This window comes from Bremerella sp. TYQ1 (genome assembly GCF_020150455.1).
Taxonomy (GTDB): Bacteria; Planctomycetota; Planctomycetia; order Pirellulales; family Pirellulaceae; genus Bremerella; species Bremerella volcania_A.
Genome location: NZ_CP083740.1, coordinates 4,251,312 through 4,277,698 on the forward strand (window position 1 = coordinate 4,251,312; position 26,387 = coordinate 4,277,698).

Below are 26,387 nucleotides of genomic sequence, written 5' to 3' on the forward strand. Positions count from 1 at the left end.
ACGCAAGCCATTCATTTCGCTGCGTTCTCTTCCTCTTCTGCATCCTTCTCGGCTTGCTCGCGTTGTGCTTTGAGTTGGCGATCGACCGCTTTGTGATGGTCCCAGTTTCCTGTTGATCCAGCGCGGCGTTCGTCGAGGTTGGTAAGAATGTCGCGCGGGCCGTATAAAATCACCGTATCTCCCGCTTGCAATCGCGTCGTTCCGCGAGGGGCACCGACGTAATCTTCCCCGGGTCGTTCGATACCGAGGACAAGCACGCCTTCTTCCGAAAGGCGAAGGCCCGCAAGGTCTCGTTCGACGAGCCAGTCATCTTCTTCGACGCCCATCTCGACGACACTGAAGCCATGTCCCAAGTGCAGCAGATTCGAGTAGTCGGCGACTTCTAAATCGGTCCAACGGCGAAGGGCCCATTCGACTAAGTTGTTCAGCCTCTGATCGATCCATTGGCTTTGAGTAACAAACCAAAGAATGACCAAGCCCACGCCCAAGAAGCCAAAGCGAAGCCAAATGTTAACGGGGTTTTCGTCACTCGTACTGACGAAAGAAAGCATCAGCGAACTGACGGCCGTCACGATCCCCGCGTTCCCCAGCAACATCAGCAGCATGATGATCTTTCGGCGAACAGGATGCTGCGTCACTTTGTCTGATTCCGACGTGGTGAAACCAGCCCCAGTGAACGCAGATCGTGCTTGAAACTGGGCCAGTTGATGCGAAATGCCAGTTAGGACCAGCGCGATGGTCGCAATGCGAACGACCATCAACGAGATGACAATCACCAGCAGAAGAGAGATGATGGGTAGAAAGGACGCCATTGTTGTCTGATATTCCCCCGACAAGATTTGAAATGTAATGAGATCTACGGTTAACGTATAAGAGCAAATCGTGCGCCGACGTCACTTCCCTTTCGGTTGTCAATGATGGTCGATCTAGATCCCTTCGACGAGCCAGACGACTTTGATGGCGGATTGATCCTGCTTCCGTTCTACTTCGGGCAATTCTTGTATCACGTATTTGCGGGGCTATTCATCCGACCTGAAACCGTAACACAGCGTGTCGCACAACTCACGGCAATTCCGTCTGCGGTGCTTGGCATTGGGTTGATTGTTACCCTCTTCATCGTTCCCATTTCGTATGCCATGCAAGGAGCTGCTTGTATCGGCGGAATCTTTCTGTTCTGCTACGCCGCTTGGGCAGCTCACGCGATAGAACGTGCTTATGTTCAGCGTCTCGAGAAAGCAGAGCATGACTCTCTTTAATTCGCTCTCCTCTAATCCAATGGAATCGTGATGCAACAACGAGAACTGTGGACGTTTCATGGAGACCTGCAACACCCTTACGACATCAGCGCGATTGTCGTTTTGGAAGGAGGACGGTTCGTTGCAATCGCAGGCGATGAAGGGGCGTCGGTGCAGATCTTTCGTCAACGTAGTCCCGGCGATTACGACCTCGTCGGCACGATCGATCTGTCGGATCAATTGGAAGATGAAGAAGAAGAGATCGATATCGAAGGGCTCGCATTCAGTGGCGGTCGACTTTACGTGATAGGATCGCATTGCAAGAAGCGACGGTTAATCGACACGACACTTACGCAAAAAGAAAATCGCAAACGAATCAGCGAGCCAGATCCTCAGTCAGATCGGCAAGGCTTGTTTGAGATCGAGTACCTAGGAGATGGCCGGTTCTCTCCGAAAGTAAAGACATGTGATTTGCTACCTCGCTTAAAGTCGGACTCACTCCTCGCCCCGTTCCTTGGTATTCCGAGCAAAGAGAACGGTATCGATATGGAAGGACTCGCTGCCGAAGGAGATGACTTGTGGGTGGGCTTTCGGGGACCGATTCTGCGAGAACACTTGGTTCCGGTCCTGCGGCTTGATTTCGATAAGCCGAAGAAGGCAGACTTGTTGCTGATTGATTTACACGGACGTGGAATCCGTGACTTAGTCCATACGCAAGATCGTATCTTGATTCTTGCAGGACCAATGCGTGACGAACCATTGTCGTACGCGCTGTATGCTTGGAATGGAAAAGATGCCGTGCCAGGCACCGATCGTGATGCGGCGAACATGCCGAAGCTTTTGGGAGACGTTCCCCTGCCCCACGAAGGCGCCAAGCCAGAAGGCTTGGGCCTGGTCGAAGAAACCGATACACACTGGGATGTGGTCGTGGTCTGCGACAGTTCACCAATGGGTAGCCCTACACTGCTTCGTGTTGCGAAGCCGGTTCGCTGAGACGTTCGGTTTCGGTACGGCTCAAGAAATAAAAAAAGCTGCCTGAGGGCGAAAAGGGTGAGAGACCTTTTCGGTGATTGTTCCCTCGGCAGCTCTCTATCCGGCGTTTGCCCTTACCGGCACGAGCTTCGTGTTGTACGTGTTATTCTTCTTCCGAATCGGCCATCGCTAATCGTCCCGAAAGAGATTCCGGCTGGCTCAATTCGCTCCGTTGTTCGATTGGAAACATATTCCGTTCGAGGACTTCCGGATCGTACGTTGTCCATGTTTCACGAACGTTGTCCGCATACACTTTGCGAAGCACGTTCATGTCTCGCCAATGACAAATGTACTGCTCCTGATTCCACGATTTGCGTGGAAGCTGTTCGTCCGTTTTCAACAGCCGCCAGGCGCGGACCTGAAAACGCTGGGAAGCACTGTCCCATTGATAGAAAATAAGTTGATTGATAACGAGACGACCCTGAAGGTCGTACAGGTGATTAATTTCGATGAGGTCGACACGGTCGACCGCATGGGTTTCGACAGGGGAAGCCCCCATCGACGCCATCGTTAAGATGGACGCGACTACGAACGAGGTCATGCTCGTCTCCCTCTTACCAGTCGTTGGAAATGGAGAGTTCCGCGACATCCGTTCGCGGAGCTGCGGTGCGCAAGGATCCGTTCGCATTCCGGAATGCTGTCGAAAGCCTTTTGCGAAAGGTGTGCCAAAACGCGGATCGGGTTTCCGCGAACAGCACGTAACTCCTAAAGAGCGTTGACTTTCAAAAAAGCGAAAGACGCTCGATGAACCCTGCTCGGCAGCTGGCCAGAATTACCAATGCTCAAGTGAGGTGCACGTACCTTTATGGATGCTTATTTCTTCAACAAGTTCGCGGGGCTGGCATTTTATGCGTTTGATTCAAGCCGTAGTCCGGAATCATTTCCCCCTAAACCCCCAACTGTTGCAACGAGATAAGTAAGCCAAACTGCGGTATTTCACCACGATTTGGCAACCATCGGCTGGAAGAGCTACGATGAAGCATCCTTTGAGAATCGATCGTGAGAGGATCGTGCGGAATGAACTGGACCGGTCGCCAATGCCTTGCGTTGATTTGGATTATCGCCGTGTTCGTTGCGACGTTTGGTGTCCTGTTGAGCAGCAATTGGGTCGGTGACGGATTTTGGTATGGCCTGACAGTCCCTTTCTTTACCGCCTCGTTGTTGGGCATTTGGCTCACCGCTGGCAGCGGACCGTTTTGGCTTCGATTGCTGAGTGTGGTCGTGGGACAAAGCCTGCTCATTGCGGCGATGATGCCAGCCGTTCCCGAGTCACCGGTTTCCTTTACCCCAGGACTTGCCGCGGCAACGGCTACGACGGCGATGGGTACTTTAGCGCTCGGCTGCATGGGAACGTTTGTGCCGATCGCTACCTCCTGGACGGTGCGTATTGCTTTGTGGGAAGTCGTGGCGAGTATCGGCTTGTTGGCCATCGCGTTAGGTATACTCCGCGCGCTGTCCGAATTCACTGTATGGAATTGGTCCAACTGGGCAGGAGTTGCCGGGGTTCACTTCCTGGTCTTTTCCATCTTTACGGGCGTCGTCTTAACGATCCTGCTGTTATCGATGGTCGTGAATGGAGTCGTGGCCCGAATTCTCTCGGTCGTTCTAGTCATCGCGACGGCTCTTCTCGTTCCACCGCTTGAATCGAGGACGTTTGATGCACTGAACTTAGACGGGGGCAAAATCGAACTCTTTTATGCAGCCCACACCGGCCACCTCGTGATGGGCCTGGCCGTGATACTTCCAGCAATACTGGCTTTTCCCGGAGTGTTGATTCGCCAAGCTCCCGCAGTAGAAGAAACGCCCCCGCAGAACCCCAAGGCGGAAACCGAAACCGATTTCACGAAGCTGCAATGAATGCCATCGCCCGATTGATTACTTCTGTCCAAAACATGTCACTAAGTCAGTGGCTGACGATCGTATGGGTGCTGGGCCTCAACTCGGCTCCTTTTATTGTGGCCGTGCTCAAAGGAGGAAGTTTAGCCACCATTCACTGGGTCGCGTGGTCGCTTCTTTCTGGTCCTTTTGCACTGACGGCAATGCTTACCTTTCAGGTGGTGGCTGGGGGTTTGCCTCCAGCGACTCGCCGTTTGATCTTTACATTTTGGTTTCTACTGATGGTCGGCACGTCGATGCTGCTATTTAACAAAGAGATCTTCGGAGCAATCCTTTTGTTTTTAGCGGAAGCGATCGTGCTTTTGCAGGCAACGCTCTTAACGTGCTGGCTCTTTCACTTACCTGCGCCTCCCCAGAAATGGTCGCTGCAGTTTTCGATTGCCGAGATCCTTTGGAGCAGTGGGCTCGTCGGCGTCTTTTTATTCATGGCCAGAGTCTCCGGCGCTTACGAACAAAGCTTCTGGCTTTCCGAAGACATCGTGGTATTCGTCGTCTTCGCGTTCATTACCGCGATCCATCTGCTTCCCTGTTGTCTGGCTACGGTCGCCAATCGTTCAAGCCGCATCGCATGGCTGGTCGTCACGACCGTTCTGCTATGGCTTGCTTACCCAGCGGCGTTGTGGGGAATCCTGGGACTATTCGGCCAGGCAGGATCAGGCGATGGCCGTCAGTTGCTGCTGCTTCTTTATCCCGTCCACGGGGTTCAGGCGTTGATCGTTTGGGGAACTCTTTTTCCGCTGCGGATTTACTTTCCCGGTTTCCTACATGTGGCGGATAGCTCGGCACTTAGTTCTCCGCAATGCAAATCAGATACTCCTGACGACGCCCTTGCGAGCTGTCCGCAAAGCGAGCATACAGACGTCCTTGGCTGACGATCGGTGTCGCGAAGATGTCATCGCCGAGTCGGTTCTCAGCGACCATCTCGAAACTTTGTGGATTCGCTTTCACGACCCAGACGTTGCCCTGTTCGTTAGTGACAAAGATGTTGTCACCGCTTAGCAGTGGCGAAGAACTGACAGGGCCGCCGAGTCGCTTCTTCCACATCTCTTCGCCAGTCTTACCGTTCCAGCAATAGAAGATGCCGTTGTCGGTCATCGCGTAGACATAACCGTTATGAGCCAGCATTGATTGCTCGTAACATTTTTCGTTGTTGGTCCATAGCACTCGGCCGGAACCATCTCCTTTCACGGCCACCGTCTGCGAATCGGGGTAGCCACCACTGGCGAAGACGATATCCTCGTCCCAAACCATCGTGCCGCACGTTGCATCGGTTGTCCCAGGTGCGGTCCACAAGACTTTTCCGGTCTTCGGATCGTACGACGATACCGACTTCAATCCACTAATCAGCATTTGATCTTTGCCGGCCACTTTCGCAACGACGGGGCTGCTGAACGAAATACCGTTACGCGGTTGCATCCAGCGCGGCTTGCCATCTTGTTGTGCGTAAGCCGCGATAAACCCTTTTTCATATTCCGAAGCGACAATGACCATGTCGTCGTACAGGATGGGCGAAGGCCCGTAACCGAATTTGTACTGCTGCGGATTGTACGAGCCTGCATTAATCTGCCACTGAATTCTCCCCTTCATGTCGAGCGCCACCAATTGGACCGCCTGATTTTGAATGAAGACAGCAAACAGCTGCTTGCCATTGGAAGCGACGGTCGAAGTGGCGTGCGTATTCTTCGGATGCATCTCGCTTTGGAAACCACCCTGCGTGATCGGCGTCTGCCAGATGAGTTTCCCATTTCTTTTGTCGAAAGCGAACACGCCGGTCGTTTTGCGATTTTCGTCGGCAGACGTCAACACAATCAGATCGCCCACGATAATCGGCGAAGAATGTCCTCGACCGGGAACTTCGACTCGCCACTGTACGTTTTCTGAATCGCTCCAACTTGTCGGAGCGGCAGGCCCAGGTGCGATGTTGTTGCGATTCGGTCCCCGCCATTCGAGCCAATCGCCAGGCATCCCGTTGGCGGCAGGCGAAGTCTCTTCGTTCGTGCCACCTCGCATCGGCCGACCACGTCCGGCCCGCATTTCACGGAGCTCTGCCCGAACCCATGTCTGATCGGCTCGGCTAAGTTTAGTCATCGGGACGGTGATCGTTTCGCCATCTTGCTTCTTGAGTGTGACGCTTCCTTCCGCGTAAGACTCGAATTCGGCTTCGATCTTGAACTGACCGGACGAATCGGTCCAGGTTCGTGTTTCAGCTTCTGCAGACGTTATCAGCAGTGCAAGCGACAGCAGAAGCGCAGTGGTGGCACGAATCATGAGAGAAAAACCTCGGCAATCAGGTCGCAGCAAGAAAGAAGATTGTGGGCAGAGTCTTATTTTGCTTCGTTTGTGTCCGTAAATCAATCAATCGACGAAACACTTCACGGACAGTCAGGCATAAAAAAATCGCTCCGACCAGGGCGGTCCGAGCGATTGGGGTAGGTCGACGTGGGGTGGGTGGGAAACTGCCCAAGTTCGGAGGGAAAGAGGATAAGCATCAGGGGCGATTAAGAGGTCGTGTTAATCGTCCCACTCACCAAAGTATTGCATCAAAAAGTCGATGTCGCTGACATAACTTTTGTCAGAACCTTTAGTCGAGTAGGCATTCACGACGTCAAAACCGGCAGCGTAACTTGTAAAATTGTCGCCTTGTAGCGATGCGTAATTTGACCGAGCGATAAGTCTGTCATCGGTTTCGGTATCGAACAGATACGCCACGTCATGCCCCCCGGACGAAGCGATCGCATTGACACGATCGAACCCACGAGCCGAGTTGGCGTAACCTTGCCCGGCCATCGAGCTTTCGACGGTGCGGCTGTAGAACGTATCGTTGCCGACGGTATCGTAGAAGAACGCCTGATCGTTGCCTCCCTTGGTCGACACGGCGGAAGTTCGCGTGAAACCTTGGGCGGCGACATAATACCCTGCTCCGTACATGGTCGCTTGATCGCCCCGAGCCACGTAGACATCGTTGCCAGCGGTATCGTGGAACGTGGCCAGGTCGTTGCCGCCATTCATGGCAATCGCCGAGACGCGGTCGTAATTGTAAACCGTGTTGGTATAGCCCGAACCGCTGAGAACATTCGACGTTCCGTACGAAGTGAACGTGTCATTTCCTTTGGAGTCGTACAAGTAAGCCTGATCGCGGCCGCCGGTGCTGTAGACATTCGTGCGGTCGAAACCATACGTCATCGTCGACGACTGCGATGTCAGCATGTAAGCATCTTCGCCACGGCCGATGAAGTAATCGTTGCCACTCGAGTCGTATAGCATCGCCGTATCGATCCCACCGTAAATGGCTCGAGCCGTGACGGTTTTTGCTCCAGTGACTTCATTTTTGTAGCCACTGCTTTGCATGGTCGACTTCGTCGGAGTGCTGGTGAACGTATCGTTCGCGATTGTGTCGTAGAACGTTACCGAATCGTATTTGCTCGCACCGCCGTAGTTGTACTCGACGTTCTCGGTGCTCCACGTGAAACCGCTTCCCTGAACCGTCATCGTGTCGGCGCGGAACGTCCACGTTTCCTTACCACTGGTGCCATAGAAACGAGCCGTATCAATTCCTGCTCCACCATCGAACGTGATCTTCTTCACCTGCGATGCACTGTAGCTGGACGACTTGCCATTCATCGAAACGGTGACCGTCGAACCGGTATGATTCACGGTGATGCTGTCGTTTCCGGCCGTTCCGATGATCGCCAATGTCCCGCTTTTCAGCTCGAACGGCGACGACTCGGTGACCTTCAGTGTGTAGTCGCCGGTGTGCGTACTGGTCGCTCCCTTCACCGCCAGGTAGACGGTGCCAGAGTTGCTGGCAGTCCAGACGATCTTCGACCCGGAACTGCTGGAATCTTGAGCCAGCTGCGAAGCACCGTTGCTGCCATATAGAGTCAGCACCGAGCCTGCGAGCGCGTTGTGCGTGGTGTCGATCACGTAAGTCGTCCCAGCAACCGCACTAAAACGGAAGTAGTCGACATCGCCAGCGTAGTTCAACTTGCCTGACTTCGAGCTGCCGACTGAAATCAGCGCGGCTCCCGAGGCGGTGTTCGCGTAGTCGTCTGGCTGCACCACGTTGACCGACGTGGCGACCATGTTGCTCTTGGCCCCATCGTTGTCGGTTGCCTGAGCGAAGATCAGCTGGCTGCCTGTGGTGGTGAATGGATTGCTGACCGTCAAGCTGGCCAGTCCGCCACTGATGGTCGAATCGCTACCAAGGACCGAGTCGGTCGAATCCCATCGGCCGTTGCCATTCGAGTCGCGATAGAACGTTACCTTGGAAACGTTCCCATCGGAATCGGAAACGTTGTTCGCAGAGATCGTGATCGTGTTCGTTTCGCCCAGATAAACGGTGCTGGGGTTTGTCGAAACGCTGCCGAGCGTCGGAGCTTTGTTCGGTTCTGGATCTGGAGTTGGTTCTGGATCAGGTGTCGGGTTGGTGCTTCCCGGGCTGAGAAGGTCAAGTGTTCCCGCGGCATTCAATCGCATGCCGGTCGAGACCTTCCCGTTAAGTCCAGAAATCCAATCTCCTCCTGACAGGATCGCGTCTTTCACTTCAGATGCGGTGGCATCGGAATCGTAGGCGAATGCCAATGCGGCCACGCCAGCGACATGCGGAGCCGCCATACTCGTTCCCGAGAACGAAGCGTAATAACCCCCAGCAATCGTGCTGTAGATGCCGACCCCTGGCGCGGCGATGTCGACGGTGCTTGCCCCGTAATTGCTGAAGCTGGCCAGGTTGTCGTTGCGATCAGTCGCGGCAACCGAGATCACGTTGCTCACGTAATAGTTCGACGGATAGTGCGGGCTGGAATCGTTATTCATTCCATCATTGCCAGCTGCAGCGACGAACAAAATGTCGGCTTGTTCGCTCGCTTTGATGGCTGCTTCCAGCGAAGCACTGTAGCCACCGCCACCCCAACTGTTGTTCAGCACGCGAATGTTCACGCCATACTGCGTTCGCATCATCGTCGCGTAGTTGATCGCTCGAACAGCGTCAGACGTATAGCCAGCTCCGCTCGCGGAGAGGAACTTCAGCGCCATGATCGACGTGTTCCAAGCGACCCCACTGACGCCGCGTCCGTTGTTCCCTTGTGCGGCAATGGTCCCCGCGACATGCGTCCCGTGATGGTTGTCGTCCATCGGATCGCCGTCGTTATTGACGAAGTCGAAGCCATGCACGTCGTCGATGAAACCGTTGTTGTCGTCGTCGATCCCGTTACCGGCGATCTCGCCTGGGTTGGTCCAGATGTTGCCAACCAGGTCCGGGTGGGTGTAATCGACCCCGGTATCAATCACCCCGACAACGACACTATCGGATCCAGTCGTTTTGTTCCAAGCTTGTGGGGCATCGATCTGATTCATGCCGTAGGTGGAAGAGTAGCTCGCATCGTTCGGCGTAATATTAAAGACCGAAGCGATGTCGAGTTCGTAGTTGCTGATGGTGCTGAGGGAAGAGAACCATGCTCCGACATCTTCCGCCGACGCCCCTTCGCTGCGAACCAGCAGCTGCCCGACGAGCCCCAGCCCGCGAACGACTTCCACTTCAAATCCGCTGCCAGCCAGTAGCGAACCAACTTGCGAAACGGACGTAAGGGAACCAGCGACATCGCTGGAAAGTTGCACGATCCAGTCGTTGGTGTACGGATCGGAAGTCGACTGCTGAACGACGCCGTTGGCATCGATCGAGTAAGCGCCACCGTTGCGCTCGTAGTTGTCTCCGGCGACGTCTTCGAACCAGATCGAAGAGATCGTATCGGCGGCCATCATGCTACGCACTTCGAGTGTCTCGATGGCGTGGGCCGAAGAATGTTTCGCGGAACGCTTCTTTTCGCGGCGCGGGCTCTTGGTCAAGCGATTCGGATTCGTTGTCCAGCCACGCAACAAGCTTGCCAGACCGAGACCTACCTCGGACTTTTCGCTATCGAAACTTCCCACCTTCGCTGCTCCTAGGTTTCACCTGAGGGCTCGATTCCAACCGAGCCAATGGTTTGGATAAGTGCTTGCTGGCCGCTGCTAGCCGACCCTCATGTAGCTGGGGTCCGGCTGCTTGCTTGCCAGCAGGAACATGGCCGTCGCGTTGAATGGCAACGGCCGGGATAAGCAGAGCGTGACGTGGGTCACCTTGCTGCCATAAGCTGGCTGCCCGGTCACGCTGGGGAGTTAGAGACTTTCAGACAGCGATAGCCAGCATTCCTTGCCTGCTATCAGCCGGTCCGCAAAATCCTGCGGAAATGTCGGTCGCGCCTTCCCTGGCGTCAAATCGAGCGGGCAGGGATTCTGAAAAAATCCCAAGAATGGCTCAAGTCCAAGTCGCCTCAATCCGACATTTGAGGCGAAAAGAAAACGCCGCGTGCGGCTAGCTGCTTCTGTTATGCAACCATGTTGATTTTTTGATTCATCAATCGACCGGCCGCGGCTGTTATCCGCTGACCAGCTTGAACAGCCCGAAACCGATGAAAAACAACCCCACCGCCAAGCGGACGAACGACGCCAATTTGCCGGTCCCCCCTTCCAGCACGTTCCCTCGCTTGTCCCGAGACACCCCGGTAAAAAGTTCGAACGCTCCGTAACCGCCGATCAACAAGCCGAGCCCGATCGACCCTAGCCCCAAGATCACCGGGTGCTCGTCCAAGTACTGGTTGAAGTCGTCCTTCGCGTCCGCCAAGAGAAAGAAAAGATCCATGGCCTGGTTGCCTATCGAAGAGAAATAAGTGCTGACCTAAGAAGCACCCAATCTATCGTAGGCCGCTGCCGTCGTCAAAATTCGAGGTCGCCCCGCTTGGCCCCCCATTCGCCGAACACTTCTCAGGTATTATCACAAATAACCTGTACAACGGTCCAAGACTATTTTAGAAGTCCATGAATTGCCGAGCGTTTCCGGCCTGGCTCAGTCTGCAAAATATTCGGCCGCTATGCCCTCTGCCCTTATTTTGAAGCTGGCGACACCCATTTCTGGGTCGAGACCTGATCGATAACCAGCGCACATTTGTCTAACGATTGGCAAAGACTATTTGTACACGTGTACAACACTTCGTTATAATTGACTTCTAACGAAACGTGATCGCCAGTCAGCGAAAATTAGGGCACCCTAAGCGACGTTAATCGAGCGTGACGTCGGTCCATTTCAGTCGCTTTCTCACTTGGCGAACGCGTGCTCGAACCGAGGCCGCTTCATCTTCCCCGGCAGCCTCCAGCAAAGTGCGGACTTCGGTTTGAAAGCGTGGCTGCTGATCGGCCAACTGGGCCAGCGCGCTGTAGGCCCATGCCCGCACCAACTTGTTGTCGTCGGCCGTCAATGGAAGCAACGTTTTCTTAAGCGTCGCTCGGCTTCGATGTGGCACCGTTGCCGTCGACAACAGCTGCAGCAAATGGAGCCGCACTTCCCAATGAGTCGCTCCGCGCAGCAGACGGCAGAACTCGCCGGTAGCGTCCGCGACGCATGGCTCCCCTTCATCATGCCAACGCTTCAGCAGCCACGTCGCCGCAACTTGCACCGGCACCTCATCACACTCGACCGCGACCAACAACCGTCGCAGCGATTCTTCCCCACGAGGCAACTCTCCCGCCAACCGCTCAAGCACGTCGGTATGCTTTCCATCAAACTGCCGAAGCAACGCAATCCAATCCACCGCCGAGACTCTCCGAGAAATAGATTGGTATCGAACACGTGGGTAGCACAGACTGGACTGACACCTCTAAAGAACTGTATTGGCCAGCCCTTTGTGACTACCCAAGATGATCGATTGTATTACAATCTAACAGACTAGTGGAACTGCCTCGCACACCTTCCTGCCAAGAATATTCTCTCCTTAACAACACCTCGTACTCTGATGGTAGAAACTCATTCAAGCATTTTAGATGACGACTTACGTTCCAAGCATAACTTGGAACCTAGCGAGTTGGATATGCCTTCGCTCAATCTTAGGCTTGATCGGGCGAAAAGTTTGAGCCGGAAACTTTGGAGCGAAGCAAGTGTTTCCTGGCAAGACATTCTTCTTCACTTTCGGGTGTTTATCGCAAAGCTTGGATTTGATCCGCCTATCGCAAGCGCACTAATTGGGTTCGCAATAGCAACGCTCTTTGGCTTAATCACTGCTATTCCATTGGGTGCTGACGACACAGCGGCATTTGTAGTTCTGATTTGCTTCGTCGTACTAGTGTGGTTGGGAGTAGGAGTCGCTACTTGGTTCCTTACGCGATTACCCAACCACTTGCCTGTCGAAGCGGAACATTACCTCAAAAGCCTGATTTCTGATCGCAATAACTATCGTGCGAATGCTCGAGAAAACGCTCTGCAAATCGACGTCAGCATTTCAGAACTAAAACGAAGTATAAAGTCACTGAATGCAGCACTTGAGGAACAACGTGTTCGTGATCAACGCCTGATTGAACGTCAACGATTGTTGTATTTAAATTGGAACACGCTGAGTGGACTAGAGTTCGAAATGCGACTCAAGGAAGTGTATGAGTTAAATGGCTACCAAGTAGAACTCACTTCTAATTCCGGCGATCAAGGAGGCGACTTAATCGTAGAGCATCGCGGTCGGCGAACCTGTGTCCAAGCAAAACGCTGGCAGTCTTCTGTAGGAAATAAGGCCGTCCAAGAAGCATATTCAGGCCAAGGATTCTACAAATGCGATGGTTGCGCCGTCGTAACGACAAGCCAGTTCACTCCAAAAGCTATCGAACTTGCTAAGGAGCTAAACTGTGAACTCATCGATAGCGATGGCCTTCGAAGGATGATCGAAGCCGGAAGAGGCGCAGAGATTCGCAAATTAGCGAGTCCTCCGCCGATTGAAGATCCACAGCCGTTCTTTAATTCTCCAAATGCATAAACTAAATCAGAGTTGAGTAGTATCAAGACGTTGCGAGTATGAATTTCTGAGGCCGAGAGGTTACCGCGATGCCGACCGGTGTTCGAGTAGGATTTGCCATAGGTGCGATGTTGATGTTGCCTATCGTACCGTTTCTCGCGATTGTCCTTTCGGAAGGCGGAAATGTTTCCGCTGATACACATAGTGGCGGATTCAGTGCAAATATCGAACTGGTTTATCTCATGATAATCGGGGGGCCGTTCGTAGCGATTGGTTCCTGCGTGATGGTTGCCGCTGCGTTCGCCTGGGGATTTTCGGCATTAAGGGCACGAAAACCGAACGAACAGTCGAACCAGGATGCTTAGAACTCAACTATGCTGCGCCACCCGGTTAACAGTGTGAATTGCGTTATTGAATATCAGAAGACGGGATCGTAAGTGTGCCACTGCCAATGGACGATCCAAAGGCGTTCAGACAACGTGATGCATCATCAACATCGTTATCAGGTCCACACGAATTCGAAATTTGCACTGCTGTGGAAAGCAGTGGTACACGAGCGGTTGGTGATTAATCGTTGGGAAGATAGGCCCGAAAGCCGAGGACGTATCGTATCGAAGGGCCGAACTCTTGGTTGTTTTTGCGGAGAAGCTCCCAGTCGAAATCGGCGAACGATTCGTCCGACTGAAGCTCTTCGCAGTCGAGTGCGATTTGGGCCCATATGTAGATCAATATGTCTACCGCTTTGATCATATTTTCGCGAATGCTGGACTTGGGTGTCTTCTCTTTCTCGATCACGACGACATCCAACTTCTCGGGAAACGCACTCGGGGCAGGAAAGCTTGGCCACGGCCTCAAGTCATCATCGTTGAACGAAATTTCACTCAGTTTGAAGACTTCAAAGTCTTTCTCTCGCGAACGCACGACGAGCTCTTGGATAGGATAGGGAGGATTCGGATCAAACGTCATGAGCATCTCGGTCTTGCCGGACAATGAGACCTTCGACACCACCCATTGACCGTCAGGTGTCTTCTGCAATATCCCCTTCTCTTCGCAGACGCCGATAATAGAAGGAATGTCAACATCGACAGGCATTTCGCCTTTTTCTGCTTTCGTTCTGAAGTTTATCTTAATATCTTCGCCGATCACTTTGAACAACAGCGAAGGATTGGCATCGGTATCTGTTTCGATATGAACCTTCCGCCGCATGGCATCGAACAGAAGCTTTCGACCTTCCGAGACAAACACGACTGGTACTCCGTCGGAAGTCGCAACAATCAGCATGCCGCATGGTTGACCCTGGGTCCAGTCGATGGTTATTCGAATCGGAACCGAATCGGCGTGAAGACGATAGTGCAGCGTCATCCGCATGCTCTTCATGCTCGGATTTTCCGAAGACATCACTGGAATGCCCTCCAACAATGTTTCGATGGAAGGCGTTTCCGCTTGCACGCTATCGGCCATGCACAAGCAGCTTGTCAGACATAGGGCCCAGAGAAACTTGGACATTACGCGTTCCTTGCTAGCACTTCTTCGAAGGAGGTAAGCCTAGAACATACTAGGATCGCTCACATCGAACCAAGACAGATTTTTTTGGTGCCAATGCCCAGCTTGTTTGGGCTGCATCGGTTCAGGGTAGTGACGGATTCCATTCCGAACTGTTACGGGATCAAGCGTCCGCCAAAGATATCGGTGCTTCGCCCCGTTTTGGAGTGATGGACGAGAACGACGTTAAGTCCCGTAGACAGGGTCGTGATCCAGGCTACGCCGCTACGCGTCTTGTGTTTCAACAGACCGCACAGGCGCGGTCATTCGCCAGCCGATGAGGAAGACGAAGCCGATGATCGGCAGGAAGATGTCGGCCCAGAACATGGTGCCGGCGTTGCCGGGGGCGAAGTTGTTGTGGGCGATCATCTGATAAACATGTCCGGCGGCCGCTCCCCACATGAAACAAGCCGGACCCAAATTCGCCGCGAGCCGCAGGCCGAAGTCTTGCCGAAAAGCGAGCACGCCAACCAGGCCGAACCCGAGACTCGCGAAACCGACTTCCAGTTGAAACGGACTGTCGGCCCAACCAATGTATCGGGCCGCCATCTCGCCAAAGAAGACATGCATCACGAAGTTATAGATATAGAAAAACCCCACCGCACTGAGGCAATAGTAAGCCAGCAACTTCTCAAACACCCCATGCTTCGTCCACGGCTGCCGGTGAACGACCAACGAAACGGCCGAACAAATCAAGCCCAGCACGAAGAAGGTGATCGGATAATTGCTAAGCACCAACCGCAAGAAGGTTTCGATCATGACGTTTGCTTTTAAGGGACGTGGCTGTCTGAACGGTTAAAGCGTACCTTATTTCCGTGCGGATGGCGGATGGTGTTAGATCGCAGGGAGGATAGGCCGCCATCACTCCACCGATTCACGAAGTCCGATCAGGTAGCGCAGACGGGGACCGAAGTGTTGTTTCGTTTGTTCCATTGCTTGCCATTCGAGTTCGGAAAAGTTCAACGGTGGCAGGCGAAGCGATTTGTTGGAAGCGGCCATTTGCGTGATCAAGATCAGCTGGACCATCCTTTTCCAACGCAGTGCGATTTGAAACCCTGTGTTGAAGTTTCGCTCCGGGATCGTCAGCACGTCCAGTTGCTCAGGCAATGTATCGATCGGAGGGAAACGTAGCCATGGTTGCGTGCACTCTTCGTTGACGCAGATGTCGTGAACGCGAAGCAACGTTTTGCCGGACTCGACGTTTTCTATTTTGATGTCGCGAACCGAATAGGGAGATTCGCGATCGAACGTAGCGGACAACTTTGACTTGCCAGAGAGCGACAACGATTCGTAACGCCAGTTCCCGTGGTCATCCTCTTCGATTTTCGGATCACCTGATTCCGAGCTGAAGAACGACGGCAGATCGATCGAAACGTCCGCTTGGGTAACCGACTCTTGGCGATCTTCAACTCCAAAACGGCATTGCCATGCTCTCGTGGTGACTTTGAGCGTCAGCGACGGTTGGGTATCGCGGACGAGTACGACTTGCTGGTTTTCAAGATCGAACATCATCAGTTGATGATCGGCGGCCAACCAGATAGGAAGTTGCTGCGGGTCGGCCGAAAGATAGAGCTGCATCGGTTCGTTTCGCTGCCAACGAAACGCACATCGCACCAGCCCCTTCTCCTGGAACGGTGATTCCAACGTTAGAGAGAACTGTTCGATTCCTTCCGACTCAGGCGAAAGAACCGGCACGCCTGCCAGCAAGTCTTCCAGCCTCGGCGGACGCTCTGGAGATTCTGCCAGCAGCGATCCAACACCTAGCGACAGCCACGCGGCAAACATAAACAAGATACGAAACATAAGCCGAGCCTCCTTGCCGCAAGAGTACGAGTAGCGATTCCTACCGCGCCGCATTGTACTCATAGCTTCAGCTTGGGCCTACTTAGAAACGTGCATGGGATGCTCTCGTCCGCGTGAGCATGGCTTTTCGATTTTGTAGGCATCCAATTCGTCAACGCTCATCCCCTGAATCGGATTGCTCTTCGCGATTTCCGAGCGCAATGAACTGGCCTGGCGGGCCCATGCGGATGTCTAGCAGGATGGCGGCGGCTCGGAGGGTGAATGCGGCGGTGCAGGCGATGATTTCAGAGGGAATCGTTGGCACGCCGAAGTAGCGGAGGCTGGCATAGCTAAGCGAACCTAACAGAGCAGCTGTCGCGTAGGGTTGTCCGCGGACGATCATGGGCTCGGTGTTCGTCAGCACGTCGCGAAGGACGCCGCCTCCCGTGGCGGTAACCATTCCCATGAACACCGCAATGATGAATGACGAGCCATGCTGCATGGCGATGTAGCAACCGACGACGCCGAAGACCGACAGCCCCAGCGCGTCGGACCAGACCATGGCTTGATGCCGCGTGATGTCTTTGGTGATAAAGAAGAACGTGATCAGCGACGTGACCATGCACAAGATCAGTTCGGTCGGGTCATGCGTCCACCAGACCGGGCGATCGAGCAGCAAGTCGCGAAGCGTTCCCCCACCAATCCCCGTGATGGTGCCGATCAGAACGAACCCCAGCACGTCCATCTTGTAGCGAGCCGCCGTCAATGCACCGCTGATTGCGAACACGACTTCGCCGAAGTACATGATTCCCAAGATGCTGGTACTAAGAGATTCCGTCGGAGCTGGCATCGGTCTCGGTCCGCTTTCCTACTACGTGAAGTGGTCAATATAACACGCAGTGGCTGATGTATGTTGCCTAATTGGTTGGCCTGGCGATGTGGGGTGTCCGTCGATCCATGGTTGGGCCCGCGCGGCGGAAGCTTAGTCCCCATTAGTGCCCCTGAGAAGTGTGCGTGAATTTCTCTATAATGGAAGAAACCGTACTGATAACCCCGGGCATTTTGCCGGAGCCGCCCCATGATGATGAAACAACACCTGCTCGAACGACTGACCCACGCGAACCCTGGCTGGCCGGTCTGGGACGAATTGATTGGCCTGGTCGTTTCGCTGGACTTCGAACCGGTCGTGATCGAGTATCTCGGCGATTTCCTGGTCAGCGGCACGCGGCTTTGCTTTGGTGTGCCAGAGATGACGGCCGAGTTCATTCCGCCGTATGTCAGTGCACTGCATGGCATGAAATGTGACGATCCCGAAATCGCCGGCGGTTATGCCGATGCGTTCACCGGCGAGATGGCCACCGAAGGTTCGCTCTTCAGCCCGGCCGGAACCGACGAAGCGATGGGCTACCCAATCTTCACCCCTCCGCCGAAAACGTACGCGTTTCAATCGACCCCATCCGGCGCGGTGTTCTATTTAAACCGCATGCTGGAAGTCACCGCCCCGAGCACCGAAACAGAATCGTTCGAGCTGGTCGACACGCTGGAAGATTTCACCCAACACTGCATCCGCTGTGTGCTGGAAAACGAAAGCTGGTCCGCAGCGTATGCCCAGCGGTTTCCACATTTGTTGGATTGAGAGTTTGTTGGGTAGGCCCAACGGTGCCATGCCCACGTCCGCGTGGGCATGTCTTCTGAACCAGGCAACGCGTTCTTTCTTCGCATGCCGACGAAGACGACGGCATGGCACCCGGGACGGATGGTAGAACTCGCGTGCCGCGGGTCGGGACGCGGGCACCTGGTACCTATTATGTTGGGCTTACGTTTCTTAAAAGCCAACCACATATCGTAGTTGCGGGCCGAAGTGGTCGAGCAACTGCCGGGCCTTGTCCCAATCGAGTTGTTGAACGAAGGGGAACTTTCGGGCTTCTTCGTTCTCGACGCCCATGTGGGTGAACAGACATTTCAACGATTTGACGACAACCATTCGCGCGTACGCCTCTGTCTCATCCTTGTTGCCCTTGGGAAAGCGAACTTCCAAGCCTTCGGGGAAAACATCGTACGGAGGAAACTGGGGCCACGGCTTCACCGACGGTTGATTCAGCTCGATCTTGGTAATTCGCAAACTGCCGGTTGCTCCTTCGGCAGTCATCAGCGCCTCGAATCGCTTCAACTGGTAGGGTGGCTTTTCAGCAAAGTAGAGCGTTTGCTTAGTTTTCCCAGAAGAAGACATACCAGTCACTTTCCATCCGCTGGGAGAATCTTTTTCGAGTTGCGGCTCTTCTTTCAGCCCCTTCCAAAAAGAAGGAATATCGAGACGCACTTCCGTCTTGTCTTCTCCCGATCCAATCCCCAACTCAAAGCCGAAGTTACCTTCTTTGACTCGCAAATGAAACGTGCCGTGGCACTTGGGGACAATGTAAATACATTGCTCGCCTAGATCGAAAACCATTCCCTCGCGATCGGCGATGAACCAACCTGGCGTACGTTGTCGGTCACAGCTGGCCAGCATCCCTAATGGCTGATCGCGACGCCAATCGACATCGACCGTTACCGCCGCATCTTTAGAAAACGCCAATTCCATGCGGAAACGAATCTGCTGGAACTGCTCGTCCGTCGAAGCAATGACCGGCACACTTTCCAGAAGCTGCTCAACCGTCGGCTCCTCGGCCGGTTTATCGGCCCAAGCCAAAACGGCCCCAAGCAGCGGCAACAGAAGACTTCCCATCCATGCCCAACGAACCATCCTAGAGCTCCTTCTCGTACTCAAGACAAACGGCTAACCTCGCCTCAAGATATCACGTCAGAAGGGGGATGTCTAAAAGTCCGGTAGACCGGGGCAATATGGCGGCGCGGGCATGGCTTTCTGGATGGGACAGCGGTTACCCGATTCGCATGCCGACGAAGACGACGGCATGGCACCCGGGGCGGATGGTAGGACCCGCGTGTCGCGGGTCGGGAAGCTGGCACCTGGTTCGTCGAACTGCGACACGCAGGCCCTACAAAAAACGGCACCCAGATTACTGGGTGCCGTTTGATTATCAGCGTCGATTTGCGTGGAAGCAAATTAAACTTCTTTGGCGTCGATCCAGCTCATCAGGCGGCGGAGGCGTTTGCCGACTTCTTCGACCTGGTGGGTGCGTTCGCGACGGCGGATTGCTTTGAAGCGGGCAGCGCCGGCTTTGTTTTCCAGGATCCAGTTGCGAGCGAACGTGCCGTCTTGGATTTCGGTCAGGCACTTCTTCATTTCGGCTTTGGTTTCTGGCGTGATGATACGTGGGCCGGTCGAGTAGTCACCGAATTCGGCCGTATTGCTCACGCTATAACGCATGTAGTTCAAGCCGCCTTCGTAGAACAAGTCGACGATCAGCTTCACTTCGTGCATGCACTCGAAGTAGGCCATTTCTTCCTGGTAGCCCGCTTCGACAAGCGTTTCGAAACCTGCTTTGATCAGCTCGCTCAAACCGCCACACAGAACGACTTGTTCGCCGAACAGGTCGGTTTCGGTTTCTTCAGCGAACGTCGTTTCGATCACACCACCACGCGTCGCGCCGATACCCTTGGCATAAGCCAAACCGATTTGACGCGTTTCGTCCGAAGCACCGTCGCCCAAGGCGATCAGGCCAGGAACGCCGCCACCCTTTTCGTATTCGCTACGAACCAGGTGACCAGGACCCTTGGGGGCAACCAGCAACGCGTCGACACCTTCGGGTGGAACGATTTGCGAGAAGTGAATGTTGAAACCGTGCGAGCACATCAGGACGTTGCCTGGCTTCAGGTTTGGCTTGACGCAGCTGTTGTAGACGTCGGCTTGGGCTTCGTCTGGCAGCAGCATGTTGATGATGTCGGCCTTCTTGGTCGCTTCTTCAGCGCTCATGGGCTCGAAGCCGTGCGACTTGGCCAAGTCGTAGTTCGGGCTGCCAGGACGCTGGCCGATGATCACGGTGCAACCGCTGTCGCGAAGGTTCTGAGCTTGGGCATGCCCCTGCGAACCGTAACCGAGAATGGCAATCGTCTTGCCCTTCAACACGGACAGGTCAGCATCGTTGTCGTAATAGATTTTGGCGGTCATAGGATTGTTACTGGTTTCTAAACTGATGGGTAAATGGACGGTGAAAATGGTAGGGGGAAAGAGTTTTCAGTGTGAGGTGTACTGTTTTCAGTAAGAGAAAGAATCGGAGCCCTCTCTTACTGAAAACTTCAAACTGAAAACGGCCACGAAGTGGCTACGCCTCGACGGCGTGCGGATCGTTGACTTGGTCGTCCAACGACATTCCGCTGCGAACCATGGCGATTCGTCCCGTCCTCACCAGCTCGCGGATTCCGTAGGGTCGCATCAAGTCGATGAATGCGACGATTTTGTTTTCGGTGCCGGAGATTTCGACAATCACCTCTTCACGGCCAACGTCAACAATGCGGCCGCGGAAGATGTCGACCAGTTCGTTGATTTCCGTGCGCGGTCCGCCTGGCTTGGCGGCGACTTTGATCAGCATGAGATCGCGTTCGACAAAGTCGGACGAGCTGACATCCAGCACGCGTACGACGGTGACGATCTTTTCCAGCTGCTTGCGTACCTGCTCTAGTACCGCATCATCCCCTACGACGACGAACGTCATGCGTGAAAGATGTGGATCCTCGGTTTCCCCCACTGCAAGCGAATCGATGTTGTATCCGCGTGAGGCGAGCATCCCGGAAATGTGGGCGAGTACCCCGGGCACATTTTGTACCACCGCCGAGAGCACGTGACGCATTGTTTTCTCCCAGAACCGTAAATTGAAACCCGCATGATAGTTTGCCCCCCTTGCACCGACAAGAGGCGGGGCTTAGCCGCGAACTAAGGTGCCCTGGGGAAGCATTAGCTCCATCGTAATGCGGGATAAAATTACATGACGTGATGGAGCTGACCGATCTTGTTAAGACACCGCGAGTTACGACGAGTTCGGGTCCCTCCGATGAGGTTTCTTTTCGCACGCAGAAACGGGCATAAGTATGCGACATCCCCTCGAAAAGGCCATATAATCTGCCTCAGATATTGACTCTTCCGTCAGGGGCTTTGATCGGGGGAATTTAAGGATGGCTGATATCTATCTACTGGGGCATGGCGAGTGGCAATCTCGTGGAACTGCCAAGGCATTTTGCCAGGTCCCTAAGAACACGAGCGTGGTCTTTTACACGCCGGTCGGACGTTTCATCAACAGTGACCAAACGGCCGAAATCATGCGCGGCGATCCGAACGCGCTGGAACCTTATCAAACGATCCGTCAGTTCAAGCAGTGCCCAAACCTGACGCTCTCTGATGGTGTGTTCGGCGACGAGATCACGGCCCTGCTCCGAACTGGCGTCCGCTTTGCCCGCGTCTTGGTGCCGACCTCCTTGGAAGACCTCATGGAGAAGTACGCCGGCAACAAACTGTACTGGCTGGCCTGCCGCGTGATGTTCAATCACCTCGACACCACCCAAGGCGGCTTCAACGACGACTACCGCCCCGGCACCGGAGTTGGGGTTTAGCTTGGCGTTGGGCTAGCGACTCGATCAGCCAATGGAAGGTTAAAAATCATGCCCACATTGGCGTGGGCATGATTCGGCGTGAACGTTACGTTCGATATACAGAGCGGAACATGTGTCCGTCTTTGAAGGACATCTCGAAGATCTCTGGCAGGCCGTTGTCTTTTTGTTTCACGTAGAAGTGAAAGGCGCTGCCTTTGTCGTCGCGGCCGGTGAAGTGGAGACAGAAACCGCCGGCTCGCATGTTCTCCGTTTGGTGGGCACCTTGCTCGATGGTGAAGACACGTCTGGAGAACGGGTCCATCGAAACATCGATTAGGCTTTGACACCAAGGATGGTTGAAGCGGTTCTTGGCATCGAACAACGCTTTGGCAATGCCTGCTTCGTCGAACGAGTCGAGAAAGGCCTGATACTCGCCATACTTGTCGGCATACTTCTTGAGCTCAGTATTCCAGCCTGGTTTGAACTTTAGCGCCATAAACTATTCCCCCGAATGGTAAGACGTTAGAACTACAATCGGGCAGTTATAGAGCAGCACGAAGCTGGCGTCTACAGAACAATTCCAAGAACGAGTTTCCCCGCTAGCGCAATGTAAGCTGGCCTACGAAAGGACGATTCCTGCAGATGCAGAGTTGACGGTAACTTCTTGAAATAATTCAGTCTGACTGCGCTCTATGGTAAACTTTCACCTAGCCTCATCCTCGGGACGACTATCTATTTAGGTACGCTTGGCTTTTTTAAACATTTGCCTCATCCACAGCTCATGCCGACATCACGAATGAATCGGGTTTCGTTTTACTTTCTTTTAACTGTCTTATGCTTGTCGGGCATCGGCGACACTGCCGCTGCTGAGTTAGATCAGGCGTTTCTTGACGAGGCGATTCAGCTAATCAAATCAGATAAATTCGATCAAGCTGAAGCATTGGCTAAGAAAACTCAGCAATCGAAAGAAGCGTCGATCGAGGCACTCACCATTCTGGCTCAGTGCCGAATCTGGCAGGACGATCCTATTCAGGCGATTGCGTATCTGAATCAAGCGTTGAAAGCCTCCCGTGACGATGCTTTCAACGCGTACTATCGCGTTTCGACCGCCTTACTACCCAAGCTATATCAGCAAAAAGATTTGGACGAAGTCGATCAGAATTATTTCAAGTTTTATCTTGGAGAGATGAACGGCAAACTCGAGCAGAACTCTCAAGAGGTCGAAATCCTAATTTATCGCAGCGACATGATTGAAAATATGGAACTCGCGTCCGGTTTTGACAATAAAATTCAACCATTAAGCGTGCGCTACGACTTTGCGATATGCGATGTGACAATGGCCCTCGGTGCGGCCTCTGAGAAAGAACTCTGGACTTGCTACCATAGTCGTACTCACCTTTGGAATATGCGCGCCGACTTGGGAGATCAATTCTGTTTTCAGCAGCAAGTGAATGATCTCCGTCAAATGATTCTATATTCGAGCGACCCCGAAGATGAAATGCCTAAGCTTGGCGAAGCTCTCTTAAATGCTGGCAAGTATCAGGAAGTAATGGATCTAATCCCTGAGCAAATGGATCACCTGACATCTTCTACCGTGGGTCAGTGGTTAAGCATCAAAGCGGATTGCTTGATGGCACGAAAGCAATTCCAAAAAGCAATCTTGGCCTACTCTAGGCTTATCATCCATCGCAAAAAAGAATCCAAAGAAGAATTCCTCGTATCTCCATTGATGCAGAGAGCTGACTGCTATTTTGAACTGCAGCAATATGAAAGAGCCATCATCGATTTGGATCGCTCTATTGAACTGGATCAAACCGCGACGATTCCAGGCTTTGAGCGACTTCAGCATGCCTCGCAGTGGTCGTCAAAGTACCGTGTCATGCTCCGCCAGGGTCGCTGGGATGAGATTCAGGTAGCAATCGATGGCGAAGAGTCCGCGTCCAATTTTCCCCATTCGGCTCGTTATCATCGAGCATGCTACTTCATGGAGCTGAAACGCTGGGAAGAGGCTGAGAGAGACTTCAATGTCCTGATAAAGTCTAAACAGAGTGACGACTATGACACCTACCGCAACCTAGCGATTGTGTGCCGGCATCTCGGAAAGAAAGACCTCGCCGAACAATACGCCGCGCGAGCTCAAAAAATCTACGATAGCTTTGATCCGTGGGAAAAGAGCTACGTTGATGAAAACGCCCCATAGCGGCCTCCGTGTTGCGCGGGAATCTATCGGGGAGCGGAACTCGTGCGTTCTTTTCGGACACCAATCATCATGCTGCGTCCGGGCGGTGGATTTAACGGCTACTCTAGTGGCTCTTTGGCTTCTTTCATGAAGTCGGCCATCATTTGGACGATCGTAGGATGATCTTTGGCGATGTCGGTCGTTTCGCCGATGTCGACGCTAAGATCGTACAGTTCGATCGGTTTGTCGGGGGCCTGACGGACCGCTTTGAATTTGCCCATGCGTGCCGCTTCCATCTTTGCGAACGACGAATACGAGATGCGGCTTTTCGGATCTGGTTTGCGATTGGCGACGACCACTTTCTGCTGTTGGTCGAGCAGCGTTGGCAACATGCTCAGGCCGTCGTTCAGCGGAACTTCCTTCGCATCGGTCAAATCGGCGTACGTTGCCATCACGTCGTAGGCATTGAAGGTGATGCCGCTTTCGGTGCCGGGCTTGATCTTGCCAGGCCAAACGGCGATGAATGGCACGCGAATGCCCCCTTCGTACACGGTTCGTTTGAAACCACGCAGCGGACCGTTGGAATCGAAGAACCCATGCTTGTGCCCTCCTTCATCGTGAGGCCCATTGTCCGACGTAAAAATGAGCAGCGTGTTGTCTTCGATCTTCAACTCTTTCAGCAGATCGCGAAGCTTACCGACATCGCCATCCATGCGGGTAATCATCGCGGCGAATCCTTTTTCGACGTTGGGCCAATCTTTGTCGGCATATTGGCCGTAGTCGGGAACTTCCTGACCGTCGCCGGTGACGCGGCCCCCTTCGTTGTTGGTGTGCGGAATGGTCCAATGAATGTGAAGGAGGAACGGCTTTTCGTGATTGCGTCGTACGAAGTCGAATGCTTCCTGCGTCATGACATCGTGCGAGTATGTCTTGCGAGCATCCAACTTGGCCACGCGACCGCGGGCCTGAGGATCGTCCATCAAGACGTTGCCTTCCAGCGGAAGCTTCTCGACTTTGTCCCCTTCGCAGCGCCAGATGTATGGCGGGTAATAGTTATGGGCGTCGCTTTGTTCGAGGTAACCACACCAAAAATCAAAGCCGTGATAAATCGGTTCGCCGCCGCTGCCAGGCGTGCCCATCGCCCACTTACCGACGCCGCCGGTGGTGTAGCCTTGCTCTTTCATCAGCTCGGCGATCGTGTGATCGGAAGGCTTCATCGTGTACGGCTTGTTATCGTTGATCGGCTGATGCCCGAGGCTGCGACCGGTCCACAACACCAACCGCGAAGGTCGGCAGACGGTACAGCCGGCGTAGAAGCTGGTCAGCTTAATCCCATCGGAAGCCATCTCGTCGAGCTTCGGCGTGGCGATCTTCTTCTGGCCGAACGAACCCAAGTCGCCGTAACCGAGATCGTCGACGTAAATGAAGATGACGTTCGGCTTGTCTCCATCGGCCGCGGAAGCCATAGCAGGAACCGCCAAAGACAAACCAATGACAAGCATCAAGAACAGGCGAAGCATGGGAGGGACCTTACGCACGAGAGCAACATGTTTCGGGATTTCGGGAAGGAGGCTGTCTAGTATTGCTTGCTCTGGGGGTGCGGTCAAATTTTGCTCGTCACAAGTTGAGAAAGATCAACCAATCGGCCGTATAAGGAAGATTCGAGCAGTGCAATCCGTCGTTTATTGTTCGGAAACAAATGACCCAATGAAGTTGAAAAGATCATCCGCTTTTGGTGGAGAATACCTAGGAGATCTACAAACAAACACTCGTTCGGGATTCTGGTGCAACTTAAAATTGGGTTCTTGAATCTGGATCCAATTGACTTCTGGCTCTTCAGACTCCACCTCAGAACAAATGTGACGATCTTCCCGGATCTTCCAGAGTTGTTCCTCGTTTAATGGACGCATTTGCAGTATTGACCAGTCATTCGATGAACAGAAATAGCATGGCAATAAATCATCATATTCATCGCGTGAACAATATTTGTCTCTCAAGAACACAACTTCGCCAATCCAACGATTCGCAATCGCATAAGCGAGCCAATTGCCAGGGCATAGGGACTCTAAATCCGAAGATCTGCTAGAAATATCTCGATGAAGGATCTCTGAAACGATTTCAATATATCCAGAATCGCCCATGCCAAGATCAGCATGAGCATCTAGGTGCACTAAACGAAAGGGTGCTTTCAATTCGCCGTTCTCTATCCACTTCTTAATAGCGTCAAAAGCTTTATCGTGATCTTCGGCAATGATTCCCGCAGTCGGTCGCTCAGAACAGAGCAAACACTTTGTCTTGAGAAATTCCTCAATTTCATTCGTCGCTCTAATTTGATATTGCGAATCGTCCGGTCGTGTTCCTGATAGAGGAAATAAGCATCGAGGCGTTACGAAGTAGTCTAAATCGATAGACAGCAGATTTTGCATTTTAGAA

At 53.5% G+C, this 26,387-nt stretch carries 25 protein-coding genes; 9 read left to right on the forward strand and 16 right to left on the reverse strand.

Annotated features, from left to right (window positions below; genetic code table 11):
• Window positions 1-11: 11 nt before the first annotated feature.
• Window positions 12-812: a TrkA C-terminal domain-containing protein gene (locus LA756_RS16935; protein ID WP_224435903.1), complete on the reverse strand. Its 801-nt coding sequence runs from the start codon at window positions 810-812 to the stop codon at window positions 12-14.
• Between the two features lie 102 nt (window positions 813-914).
• Between LA756_RS16935 and LA756_RS16940 the strand changes: the two genes are divergently transcribed.
• Window positions 915-1,256 (forward strand): hypothetical protein, encoded by a 342-nt coding sequence (locus LA756_RS16940; protein ID WP_224435904.1) that lies wholly within the window; start codon window positions 915-917, stop codon window positions 1,254-1,256.
• Between the two features lie 30 nt (window positions 1,257-1,286).
• Window positions 1,287-2,228 (forward strand): DUF3616 domain-containing protein, encoded by a 942-nt coding sequence (locus tag LA756_RS16945; protein ID WP_224435905.1) that lies wholly within the window; start codon window positions 1,287-1,289, stop codon window positions 2,226-2,228.
• 142 nt (window positions 2,229-2,370) lie between these two features.
• Here LA756_RS16945 and LA756_RS16950 read toward each other — a convergent pair whose 3' ends face one another.
• Window positions 2,371-2,808 carry a hypothetical protein gene (locus tag LA756_RS16950; protein WP_224435906.1) on the reverse strand — a complete coding sequence of 146 codons (438 nt, stop codon included), beginning with the start codon at window positions 2,806-2,808 and terminating at the stop codon, window positions 2,371-2,373.
• A 476-nt stretch (window positions 2,809-3,284) separates the two neighbouring features.
• Between LA756_RS16950 and LA756_RS16955 the strand changes: the two genes are divergently transcribed.
• Both LA756_RS16955 and LA756_RS16960 read left to right on the forward strand, forming a co-directional pair.
• Window positions 3,285-4,124, forward strand: a complete 840-nt coding sequence (locus tag LA756_RS16955; protein WP_224435907.1) for a hypothetical protein — start codon at window positions 3,285-3,287, stop codon at window positions 4,122-4,124.
• A complete protein-coding gene (locus LA756_RS16960) occupies window positions 4,121-5,035 on the forward strand; it encodes a hypothetical protein (RefSeq protein ID WP_224435908.1) in 915 nt (304 codons plus the stop codon). Before LA756_RS16955 ends, LA756_RS16960 begins: the two co-directional genes overlap by 4 nt.
• Here the strand turns inward: LA756_RS16960 and LA756_RS16965 are convergent.
• The 4 genes from LA756_RS16965 to LA756_RS16980 form a co-directional block, all read right to left on the reverse strand.
• Window positions 4,950-6,431: a PQQ-binding-like beta-propeller repeat protein gene (locus LA756_RS16965; protein WP_224435909.1), complete on the reverse strand. Its 1,482-nt coding sequence runs from the start codon at window positions 6,429-6,431 to the stop codon at window positions 4,950-4,952. The two genes, LA756_RS16960 and LA756_RS16965, sit on opposite strands and share 86 nt — an antisense overlap.
• Before the next feature lie 243 nt (window positions 6,432-6,674).
• Window positions 6,675-10,088, reverse strand: a complete 3,414-nt coding sequence (locus LA756_RS27195; RefSeq protein WP_261362043.1) for a S8 family peptidase — start codon at window positions 10,086-10,088, stop codon at window positions 6,675-6,677.
• A gap of 484 nt (window positions 10,089-10,572) precedes the next feature.
• Window positions 10,573-10,836: a hypothetical protein gene (locus LA756_RS16975; protein WP_224435910.1), complete on the reverse strand. Its 264-nt coding sequence runs from the start codon at window positions 10,834-10,836 to the stop codon at window positions 10,573-10,575.
• 415 nt (window positions 10,837-11,251) lie between these two features.
• Window positions 11,252-11,782, reverse strand: a complete 531-nt coding sequence (locus tag LA756_RS16980) for a HEAT repeat domain-containing protein (protein ID WP_224435911.1) — start codon at window positions 11,780-11,782, stop codon at window positions 11,252-11,254.
• Between the two features lie 276 nt (window positions 11,783-12,058).
• Between LA756_RS16980 and LA756_RS16985 the strand changes: the two genes are divergently transcribed.
• Complete coding sequence (locus tag LA756_RS16985; protein ID WP_224435912.1) at window positions 12,059-12,988, forward strand: restriction endonuclease; 930 nt, start codon at window positions 12,059-12,061, stop codon at window positions 12,986-12,988.
• Between the two features lie 113 nt (window positions 12,989-13,101).
• Window positions 13,102-13,332: a hypothetical protein gene (locus tag LA756_RS16990; RefSeq protein WP_224435913.1), complete on the forward strand. Its 231-nt coding sequence runs from the start codon at window positions 13,102-13,104 to the stop codon at window positions 13,330-13,332.
• 202 nt (window positions 13,333-13,534) lie between these two features.
• Here LA756_RS16990 and LA756_RS16995 read toward each other — a convergent pair whose 3' ends face one another.
• The 4 genes from LA756_RS16995 to LA756_RS17010 form a co-directional block, all read right to left on the reverse strand.
• Complete coding sequence (locus LA756_RS16995; RefSeq protein WP_224435914.1) at window positions 13,535-14,473, reverse strand: hypothetical protein; 939 nt, start codon at window positions 14,471-14,473, stop codon at window positions 13,535-13,537.
• Between the two features lie 261 nt (window positions 14,474-14,734).
• Window positions 14,735-15,268: a DUF6790 family protein gene (locus LA756_RS17000; RefSeq protein ID WP_224435915.1), complete on the reverse strand. Its 534-nt coding sequence runs from the start codon at window positions 15,266-15,268 to the stop codon at window positions 14,735-14,737.
• 102 nt (window positions 15,269-15,370) lie between these two features.
• Window positions 15,371-16,312, reverse strand: a complete 942-nt coding sequence (locus LA756_RS17005) for a hypothetical protein (protein WP_224435916.1) — start codon at window positions 16,310-16,312, stop codon at window positions 15,371-15,373.
• Between the two features lie 151 nt (window positions 16,313-16,463).
• Window positions 16,464-17,141, reverse strand: a complete 678-nt coding sequence (locus LA756_RS17010; protein ID WP_224435917.1) for a trimeric intracellular cation channel family protein — start codon at window positions 17,139-17,141, stop codon at window positions 16,464-16,466.
• A 228-nt stretch (window positions 17,142-17,369) separates the two neighbouring features.
• Here LA756_RS17010 and LA756_RS17015 point away from each other — a divergent pair, with 228 nt between their 5' ends.
• On the forward strand, window positions 17,370-17,927 hold the full coding sequence (locus LA756_RS17015) for a hypothetical protein (RefSeq protein WP_224435918.1): 558 nt from the start codon (window positions 17,370-17,372) through the stop codon (window positions 17,925-17,927).
• Window positions 17,928-18,116: 189 nt separating this feature from the next.
• Here the strand turns inward: LA756_RS17015 and LA756_RS17020 are convergent, their stop codons facing one another.
• From LA756_RS17020 to ilvN, 3 genes are all read right to left on the reverse strand, one after another.
• On the reverse strand, window positions 18,117-19,034 hold the full coding sequence (locus tag LA756_RS17020; RefSeq protein ID WP_224435919.1) for a hypothetical protein: 918 nt from the start codon (window positions 19,032-19,034) through the stop codon (window positions 18,117-18,119).
• A 321-nt stretch (window positions 19,035-19,355) separates the two neighbouring features.
• A complete protein-coding gene (ilvC, locus tag LA756_RS17025) occupies window positions 19,356-20,360 on the reverse strand; it encodes a ketol-acid reductoisomerase (RefSeq protein ID WP_224435920.1) in 1,005 nt (334 codons plus the stop codon).
• A gap of 154 nt (window positions 20,361-20,514) precedes the next feature.
• The gene (gene ilvN, locus LA756_RS17030; protein ID WP_224435921.1) at window positions 20,515-21,039 is read right to left on the reverse strand and encodes an acetolactate synthase small subunit; all 525 of its coding nucleotides are present in this window, start codon (window positions 21,037-21,039) and stop codon (window positions 20,515-20,517) included.
• 322 nt (window positions 21,040-21,361) lie between these two features.
• On the opposite strand from ilvN, the gene LA756_RS17035 reads away from it, so the two are divergent.
• Entirely contained in the window at window positions 21,362-21,796 is a 435-nt protein-coding gene (locus LA756_RS17035) for a putative adhesin (RefSeq protein WP_224435922.1), read from the forward strand.
• A gap of 85 nt (window positions 21,797-21,881) precedes the next feature.
• Here LA756_RS17035 and LA756_RS17040 read toward each other — a convergent pair whose 3' ends face one another.
• On the reverse strand, window positions 21,882-22,271 hold the full coding sequence (locus LA756_RS17040; protein WP_224435923.1) for a hypothetical protein: 390 nt from the start codon (window positions 22,269-22,271) through the stop codon (window positions 21,882-21,884).
• A gap of 300 nt (window positions 22,272-22,571) precedes the next feature.
• Between LA756_RS17040 and LA756_RS17045 the strand changes: the two genes are divergently transcribed.
• The gene (locus tag LA756_RS17045) at window positions 22,572-23,975 is read left to right on the forward strand and encodes a tetratricopeptide repeat protein (protein WP_224435924.1); all 1,404 of its coding nucleotides are present in this window, start codon (window positions 22,572-22,574) and stop codon (window positions 23,973-23,975) included.
• Between the two features lie 98 nt (window positions 23,976-24,073).
• Here the strand turns inward: LA756_RS17045 and LA756_RS17050 are convergent, their stop codons facing one another.
• Window positions 24,074-25,474, reverse strand: a complete 1,401-nt coding sequence (locus LA756_RS17050; RefSeq protein ID WP_224435925.1) for an arylsulfatase — start codon at window positions 25,472-25,474, stop codon at window positions 24,074-24,076.
• 162 nt (window positions 25,475-25,636) lie between these two features.
• Window positions 25,637-26,380, reverse strand: coding sequence for a UPF0489 family protein (locus LA756_RS17055; protein ID WP_224435926.1), 744 nt, complete (start codon window positions 26,378-26,380; stop codon window positions 25,637-25,639).
• Window positions 26,381-26,387: the final 7 nt, after the last annotated feature.

Coding starts and splice junctions, on each gene's coding strand:
- LA756_RS16935 (WP_224435903.1), bottom strand. CDS start 812: ATGGCGTCCTTTCTACCCATCATCTCTCTTCTGCTGGTGATTGTCATC.
- LA756_RS16940 (WP_224435904.1), top strand. CDS start 915: ATGATGGTCGATCTAGATCCCTTCGACGAGCCAGACGACTTTGATGGC.
- LA756_RS16945 (WP_224435905.1), top strand. CDS start 1,287: ATGCAACAACGAGAACTGTGGACGTTTCATGGAGACCTGCAACACCCT.
- LA756_RS16950 (WP_224435906.1), bottom strand. CDS start 2,808: ATGACCTCGTTCGTAGTCGCGTCCATCTTAACGATGGCGTCGATGGGG.
- LA756_RS16955 (WP_224435907.1), top strand. CDS start 3,285: ATGAACTGGACCGGTCGCCAATGCCTTGCGTTGATTTGGATTATCGCC.
- LA756_RS16960 (WP_224435908.1), top strand. CDS start 4,121: ATGAATGCCATCGCCCGATTGATTACTTCTGTCCAAAACATGTCACTA.
- LA756_RS16965 (WP_224435909.1), bottom strand. CDS start 6,431: ATGATTCGTGCCACCACTGCGCTTCTGCTGTCGCTTGCACTGCTGATA.
- LA756_RS16975 (WP_224435910.1), bottom strand. CDS start 10,836: ATGGATCTTTTCTTTCTCTTGGCGGACGCGAAGGACGACTTCAACCAG.
- LA756_RS16985 (WP_224435912.1), top strand. CDS start 12,059: ATGCCTTCGCTCAATCTTAGGCTTGATCGGGCGAAAAGTTTGAGCCGG.
- LA756_RS16990 (WP_224435913.1), top strand. CDS start 13,102: ATGTTGCCTATCGTACCGTTTCTCGCGATTGTCCTTTCGGAAGGCGGA.
- LA756_RS16995 (WP_224435914.1), bottom strand. CDS start 14,473: ATGTCCAAGTTTCTCTGGGCCCTATGTCTGACAAGCTGCTTGTGCATG.
- LA756_RS17000 (WP_224435915.1), bottom strand. CDS start 15,268: ATGATCGAAACCTTCTTGCGGTTGGTGCTTAGCAATTATCCGATCACC.
- LA756_RS17005 (WP_224435916.1), bottom strand. CDS start 16,312: ATGTTTCGTATCTTGTTTATGTTTGCCGCGTGGCTGTCGCTAGGTGTT.
- LA756_RS17010 (WP_224435917.1), bottom strand. CDS start 17,141: ATGCCAGCTCCGACGGAATCTCTTAGTACCAGCATCTTGGGAATCATG.
- LA756_RS17015 (WP_224435918.1), top strand. CDS start 17,370: ATGATGATGAAACAACACCTGCTCGAACGACTGACCCACGCGAACCCT.
- LA756_RS17020 (WP_224435919.1), bottom strand. CDS start 19,034: ATGGTTCGTTGGGCATGGATGGGAAGTCTTCTGTTGCCGCTGCTTGGG.
- ilvC (WP_224435920.1), bottom strand. CDS start 20,360: ATGACCGCCAAAATCTATTACGACAACGATGCTGACCTGTCCGTGTTG.
- ilvN (WP_224435921.1), bottom strand. CDS start 21,039: ATGCGTCACGTGCTCTCGGCGGTGGTACAAAATGTGCCCGGGGTACTC.
- LA756_RS17035 (WP_224435922.1), top strand. CDS start 21,362: ATGGCTGATATCTATCTACTGGGGCATGGCGAGTGGCAATCTCGTGGA.
- LA756_RS17040 (WP_224435923.1), bottom strand. CDS start 22,271: ATGGCGCTAAAGTTCAAACCAGGCTGGAATACTGAGCTCAAGAAGTAT.
- LA756_RS17045 (WP_224435924.1), top strand. CDS start 22,572: ATGAATCGGGTTTCGTTTTACTTTCTTTTAACTGTCTTATGCTTGTCG.
- LA756_RS17050 (WP_224435925.1), bottom strand. CDS start 25,474: ATGCTTCGCCTGTTCTTGATGCTTGTCATTGGTTTGTCTTTGGCGGTT.
- LA756_RS17055 (WP_224435926.1), bottom strand. CDS start 26,380: ATGCAAAATCTGCTGTCTATCGATTTAGACTACTTCGTAACGCCTCGA.